7 protein-coding genes are annotated in these 5,993 nt (G+C 73.9%); 6 read left to right on the forward strand and 1 reads right to left on the reverse strand.

Going from position 1 to position 5,993, the window contains the following annotated elements; translation table 11 throughout:
* Nucleotides 1–36: 36 nt before the first annotated feature.
* A complete protein-coding gene (locus tag G6R25_RS20225; RefSeq protein ID WP_163554203.1) occupies nt 37–945 on the forward strand; it encodes a LysR family transcriptional regulator in 909 nt (302 codons plus the stop codon).
* 87 nt (nt 946–1,032) lie between these two features.
* Here the strand turns inward: G6R25_RS20225 and G6R25_RS20230 are convergent, their stop codons facing one another.
* Nucleotides 1,033–1,977, reverse strand: a complete 945-nt coding sequence (locus G6R25_RS20230) for an LLM class F420-dependent oxidoreductase (protein ID WP_163554201.1) — start codon at nt 1,975–1,977, stop codon at nt 1,033–1,035.
* Nucleotides 1,978–2,133: 156 nt separating this feature from the next.
* Here G6R25_RS20230 and G6R25_RS20235 point away from each other — a divergent pair, with 156 nt between their 5' ends.
* The 5 genes from G6R25_RS20235 to G6R25_RS28030 all read left to right on the forward strand — a co-directional run.
* Nucleotides 2,134–2,745 carry a TetR/AcrR family transcriptional regulator gene (locus G6R25_RS20235; protein WP_163554202.1) on the forward strand — a complete coding sequence of 204 codons (612 nt, stop codon included), beginning with the start codon at nt 2,134–2,136 and terminating at the stop codon, nt 2,743–2,745.
* A gap of 122 nt (nt 2,746–2,867) precedes the next feature.
* Nucleotides 2,868–3,914, forward strand: a complete 1,047-nt coding sequence (locus G6R25_RS20240) for an ABC transporter ATP-binding protein (protein WP_205447288.1) — start codon at nt 2,868–2,870, stop codon at nt 3,912–3,914.
* 113 nt (nt 3,915–4,027) lie between these two features.
* Nucleotides 4,028–4,693 (forward strand): ABC transporter permease, encoded by a 666-nt coding sequence (locus G6R25_RS20245; protein WP_268904191.1) that lies wholly within the window; start codon nt 4,028–4,030, stop codon nt 4,691–4,693.
* A gap of 50 nt (nt 4,694–4,743) precedes the next feature.
* Nucleotides 4,744–5,310, forward strand: coding sequence for a hypothetical protein (locus G6R25_RS28025; RefSeq protein ID WP_235949223.1), 567 nt, complete (start codon nt 4,744–4,746; stop codon nt 5,308–5,310).
* Nucleotides 5,228–5,993: sensor histidine kinase (locus tag G6R25_RS28030; protein WP_235949228.1), on the forward strand; the 766-nt coding region annotated here is incomplete at its 3' end. The genes G6R25_RS28025 and G6R25_RS28030, both read left to right, overlap by 83 nt.

Raw genomic sequence — 5,993 nt, forward strand, 5'->3', positions numbered from 1 at the left:
ACACTCACACCCCGCAACAATTACCCAACCTCACAAATCGTTGCCGGGAATGGCTCACTGGACATCGCCCCGCTGCGCAGCTTCGTCGCTGTCGCGGAGTGTGGCGGCTTCCAGCGGGCCGCGACGTCGCTGCACCTGAGCCAGGCGGCGGTGAGCCAGCACGTGCGCCGGCTGGAGTCCGCCACCGAACGCGCGCTGATCGAACGCCAGGGACGCGGCTCCCGGCTGACCCCCGACGGCGAGCACCTGCTCCGCCAGGCCCGGCGGATTCTGGCCATCCACGACGAGACCCTGCACGGTTTCGGCATGGAGACCGAGCAGACGGTCGTGATCGGCTCGACGGAGCACGCCGCGGCGCAGCTGCTGCCCTTCCTCGCCGCGGCGCTGGAGCAGTCCCTGCCCGGCTATCGCATCCGCTTCCGCATCGACCGCGGCACCACCCTGCGCGAGGGGCTGGACGCGGGGCGGATCGATCTGGCGTTGCTGCTCGGCCCGCTCACCGACCTGCACGCGACGCCGGTCGGTGAGCTGGAACTGACCTGGTATTCCTCCCCCCTGTGGCGGCGGCCGGCGGCGGCGCAGCCGGTGCCGGTGGTCGCCTTCGACCATCCCTGCGCGCTGCGCACCTGCGCGTTGGAGGCATTGTCCTCGCAGGCGATCCCCGCGGTGATCGGCGCGGAGGCGATCCAGCTCGCCGGCGTCCAGGCGGCCGTGGGCGCCGGCCTGGGGGTCGCGTTGATGGCCACCATGGGGCAGACGCCCGAGGGACTCGCGGCACGCGACGACCTGCCGAAACCCGCGCCGCTGCCGCTCGCGGTCTGGTCCCGGCACGGCCTGGCCACGATCATCTCGGAGCGGGTCGCGGCGGCGCTGGGGCGGCTGCTCGCCGCGCCGGCGGCGGCCGAGACGGCCGTCGATAGCCTCCGGCTCGTCAGGAGAGCCTGAAACTCCCTGTTCCGTGCCGACATGCCGCGGTGCAGACATGCCGCGGTGCAGACGCGCAGACGGCCGGTGGCCGCCGCCCCGGCCCGCTCAGACGTGCGGGAGCACCTCGGTGGCGATCAGGTCGAGGTGGTCGAGGTCGTCCAGGTCGAGGACCTGGAGGTAGATCCGGCTGGCCCCGGCGCCGTCGGGGCCGAAGGTCGCGAGCTTGGCCAGGATCTCCTCGGGGGTGCCGGTGAAGCCGTTGGTGCGCAACTCGTCGACCTCGCGGCCGATGCGCTCGGCCCGCCGGGCAAGGTCCGCGTCGGACTTCGCGCAGACGACGACGTTCGCCGTGGAGTAGACGAGATCCGCCGGATCCCGCCCGGCCGCCGCGGTCACCTCTCGGACCCGGGCGAACCGCTGCCCGACCACCTCTGCGGGGGCGAAGGCGGCGTTGAACTCGGCCGCGTAGGCGGCGGCGAGCTGCGGGGTACGCCGCGGCCCGGCTCCCCCGATGATGATCGGCGGCCGAGGCCGCTGAGCCGGCTTCGGCAGCGCCGGGCTGTCGGCGAGCTGGTAGTACCGGCCGTCGTGGGAGAAGGTCTCGCCGGATGGGGTTCCCCACAGCCCGGTGATGATCGCAAGCTGCTCGGTCAGCCGGTCGAACCGTTCCTCGACCGAGGGAAACGGGATGCCATAGGCGGTGTGTTCCGCCGCAAACCACCCGGCGCCGAGGCCCAGCTCCACCCGGCCGCCGCTCATCGCGTCCGCCTGCGCGACGGCGACGGCCAGCGGCCCGGGCAACCGGAAGGTCGCGGAGGTAACGAGGGTGCCCAGCCGGATCCGCGAGGTCTCGCGGGCCAGGGCCCCCAGCGTCACCCAGGAGTCCGAGGGGCCCGAGGGGCCCGGCGACGGATCACCCGGCCCCATCCGCAGGTAGTGGTCAGAACGGAAGAATCCGTCGAAGCCGGCGTCCTCGGCGGCCCTCGCCACGGCGAGCTGCCGCTCGTAGGAGGCGCCTTGCTGAGGCTCGATGAAGATGCGCAGGTCCATCCGTCCACCCTGGCAAATAGCCGCCTGATCCGCGCGGCGGCCCCCCGGGCCGGGAGGTGGGGCCGGGCTCGGGCGGGCGGCCCGACGCCGGTAGGGTGATCGTCAAGGCACTTCCGGCGCTGCGGCGGGACGTGACGAGGGCGAGGAGGTGGCACCGTGGCGGTCCCGGACGACCAGGACGACGAGCGAGAACTGATCATGGACGCCGCCTACCGGTGCCTGCTCGCGAGCGAGGGCGTCTCCGTGGCGATCACCGACATCCTGCACGCCGCCGGCCTGTCGACGCGCGCCTTCTACCGCCACTTCGCGTCCAAGGACAGCCTGCTGCTGGCGTTGTTCCGCCGCGACTGCGAGCGCGTCACCGCCGAGCTGACCTCGTCGATCGACGCGGCCGCGACCGCCCGCGAGGCGTTGCGCCGCTGGATCGACGGCGTGCTGCACCTGATGTCGACGCAGCCTCGCCGCCGCCGCGCGCTGATCCTGAGCTCCGAGGAGACCCTCCGAGCCCGCGGTTTCGCCGCGGAACGAGAGCGGTTCCAGACCACGCAGGAAGAGGCCCTCTCGGCGATCCTGCGTCGGGGCGTCGAGGATGGCTCCTTCCCCTGGGCGGACCCGCGGGCCGACGCCGAGCAGATCCAGGCGGTTCTCGGCCGAGCCCTGGACCGCCAGCTCCTGTGCCCGCCAGCCGACAGCCCCACCGAGACGGCGGACCGGGTCACCGACTTCGTCTTCCGCGCCCTCGGCGCGTCCGGCGGCACCGCCGCCTGATCCTCACCGGCCCCGGGCATGGTCCGGGGATCCGCGGCGCATCCGTCGGCATGACAGTTGTCACGACGGGCCGGTGACGGTAATGACTGGGGCGGCCGGCCGCGAACCGGGACCCTCGATCCATGATGAGAACCCCCCCGCCGCCCGGATCGGCGTCCCGCGCCGCGTTCCGGGCCGGCGCCGAACCCGGCCTGACGCCGCCCCACAGCGTGCACCTGGTCGGCGTCCGCAAGCGGTACGGCGGCGTGCAGGCCGTCGACGGCGTCGACCTGGCGATCGCGCCCGGCGAGGTGGTCGCCCTGCTCGGACCGAACGGCGCCGGCAAGTCGACGACCATCGACATGCTGCTCGGCCTGACCCGCCCGGACTCCGGCACGGTGCGGCTGTTCGGCCGCGCCCCGCGGCAGGCATGCACCGCCGGGCTGGTCGGCGCGATGTTGCAGAACGGCGGGCTGCTGCCCGAAATCACCGTGGGGAAGATGCTGACGGCGGTGCGCGCGCTGTACCCCCGCGCGCTGCCGACCGCCGAGGTGCTGGCCCGCGCCGGCGTCGGTGATCTCGCCGACACCCGCACCGACCGGCTCTCCGGGGGGCAGCGCCAACGGGTCCGCTTCGCCCTGGCCCTGCTCCCCGACCCGGACCTGATCGTCCTCGACGAGCCGACGGCCGCGATGGACGTGGCGAGCCGCCGGGCGTTCTGGGCGTCGATGCGGGTCTGGGCCGCCGGCGGGCGGACCGCGCTGTTCGCCACCCACCACCTGGAGGAGGCCGACGCCTTCGCCGACCGGATCGTCCTGCTGCGCCGCGGCCGGGTCATCGCCGACGGCCCGACCACGGAGGTCAAGGCGCTCGTCGGCGGCCGGACGATCCGGGCCACGCTGCGCGGGCTGGACGCCGCTGGGCTCGCCGGGCTCGGCCGGCTGCCGGGCGTGGCGCGAGCCGAGGGCCGTGGGGAGTCGGTCACGCTGACCTGCCCGGACAGCGACGCGGCCCTGCGCGCACTGCTCGCCACCCACCCGACGGCCGAGGACATCGAGATCGTCGGCGCCGGCCTGGAGGACGCCTTCGTCGCCCTGACCACCGACGACACCGCCACCGCAGCCGCGTCGCCCGCCGTCCCGATCCCCGCGCGGGGCGCTGCCGCGGGCCGCAAGGAGTCCGCGTCATGACCACCACCCCCGCGGCCGACGCCCCGATCAGCGGCGCGGCGGTCACCTTCCTGCGCTACGTCCGGTCCGAGGTCACCCGGGTCTGACGCAACACCCGCCTGCTGATCTTCACCCTGTTTCTGCCGATCATCCTGTTCGGCGCATTCAGCGCCTCGCAGGGCGCCGACGACCGGCTGGGTAACCTCACCGTCGCCCCCTACATCATGATCAGCATGGCGTCGTACGGGGCCATGAACGCCGTGCTCGTCACCGCCGGGCGGATCACGACCGAGCGCTCCATCGGCTGGAACCGGCAGCTTCGGCTGACCGCCCTGACCGGGCCGCAGTACGTGCTGGGCAAGGCGATCACCGGGTTCACCCTGGCCGTCCTGCCGATCGTCACCGTGTTCGTCGCCGGCGACGCGATGCACGGGGTCCGACTGTCGGCCGGGACATACCTCGGCGCGGGCGCGTCGGTCCTGCTCGGCCTGGTACCGCTCGCGGCGTTCGCGATCTGGCTCGGCTACCTGGTGCGCCCGGAGAACATGCAGGCGGTCACCGGCGGGGTGTTCAGCCTGCTGGCCCTGGCCGGCGGGATCTGGGTGCCGGTGGAGAACTTCCCGGGCTGGCTCGCCGATATCGTGAAGGTTCTGCCCATGTACTGGTCGGCCCAGTCCGGCCGGGCGGTGCTCGCCGGTGGCTGGATCGGCGGACGCGGCCTGGTCACCCTGGCGGTGTGGACGGCCGTGCTCGGCACCCTCGCTGGTCGCGCCTACCTGCGCGACCAGCTCCGCGCTTGACGCCGCGCCGGGCCGGCGCGGCGTCGGCACAGCGACCGGACGGGGAGACGATGACGATGGCCGGGCGGGTGGCCGGCGCCGCCGGCGGCGGGGCCGGCACGGCGGGAGCGCTGCGCCGCTGGCTGCTACAGCCTGCGCAGCTGGAGCGAGCGGGCCGAGCCAGCATGGACGGCTGGCGCTGGCGCCGGATCACCAGCGTCTTCCTGGTCTACCTCAGCTACGCCGTCTCGGACATGTTCGCCCTGCACGACAGCCCCGGCGTCATCGTGTTCGGCTGCGCCTTGATCGTCGCGTTCTGCCTGCTCTACCTGTGGGTGGTGCCGCTGGTCGCCTTCCGCGGCCGGTGGGAGCTGCGGGTCCCACTGCTGCTGGGGATGACGGCCTGCATCGCCGCGTACCTGCCGCGGGCTGGTGATGTCGGTCTACCTGGCCGTGACGCTGGTCCTGCTGCTGCGTCCGGTCGCCTCCATTCCGCTGGTCTTCGCGATCGCCGCCGTCGACACCTGGCTACCCGAGCACATCGAGTGGTGGAACGTGCAGGGCGAGCAGTGGTCGTTGTCCGGCCCGGCGCTGTTCGCCTCGCTGACCGCGTACGGGATCCGGGTCGGTACGCGTAACCAGGTCGAGCTGTCCCGCGCCCACCAGGAGATCGAGCGGTTGGCCAAGGAACAGGAACGGCTGCGGATCGCCCGTGACCTGCACGACCTGCTCGGCCACGCGCTCACCACGATCACGGTGAAGGCCGAGCTCGCCTCGAAGCTCGCCCGCCGGGACCCGGCCCGCGCCGCCACCGAGATGGCGGAGGTCGCCGCGCTCGGCCGGCAGGGCCTGGCCGACGTGCGGGCCACCGTCGCCGGCTACCGGGAGGTCAGCCTCGTCACCGAGCTTGCCGCGGCCCGCCAGGTGCTCGCCGCGGCGGGAATCCGGGCCGAGCTGCCCGCCTCCGTCGACGAGGTGCCCGGGGCGCTACGGGAGCTGTTCGGCTGGGTGGTCCGCGAGGGGGTGACCAACGCCGTACGCCACAGCGGCGCGCACCATCTGCGCGTCACCGTCGACGATCGCGGCATCGAGGTGGTCGACGACGGCAGCGGACCCGCCGACGCCGCGGGCCGCGGCGCGGGCGCGGGCCTAGCGGGGCTCTCCGAGCGGGTCGCGGCGTCGGGCGGCCGGATCGAAGCCGGTCCCGCGACCGCGGACGGCCCTACGCCCGGCTTCCGGCTGCGGGTCGTCGTCGCGCCGCCGGCCCCCACGGATCTCCCGAACCGCGAGGTCACCCAGGCGACCGGCGGCCCTGCGGACC

The organism is Candidatus Frankia alpina (assembly GCF_902806485.1).
GTDB classification, from domain to species: domain Bacteria; phylum Actinomycetota; class Actinomycetes; order Frankiales; family Frankiaceae; genus Frankia; species Frankia alpina.

Bases quoted from the DNA above. Each gene is read 5' to 3' on its own strand.
- G6R25_RS20230 (WP_163554201.1), bottom strand. From the start codon at position 1,977: ATGGACCTGCGCATCTTCATCGAGCCTCAGCAAGGCGCCTCCTACGAG.
- G6R25_RS20240 (WP_205447288.1), top strand. From the start codon at position 2,868: ATGATGAGAACCCCCCCGCCGCCCGGATCGGCGTCCCGCGCCGCGTTC.
- G6R25_RS28025 (WP_235949223.1), top strand. From the start codon at position 4,744: ATGACGATGGCCGGGCGGGTGGCCGGCGCCGCCGGCGGCGGGGCCGGC.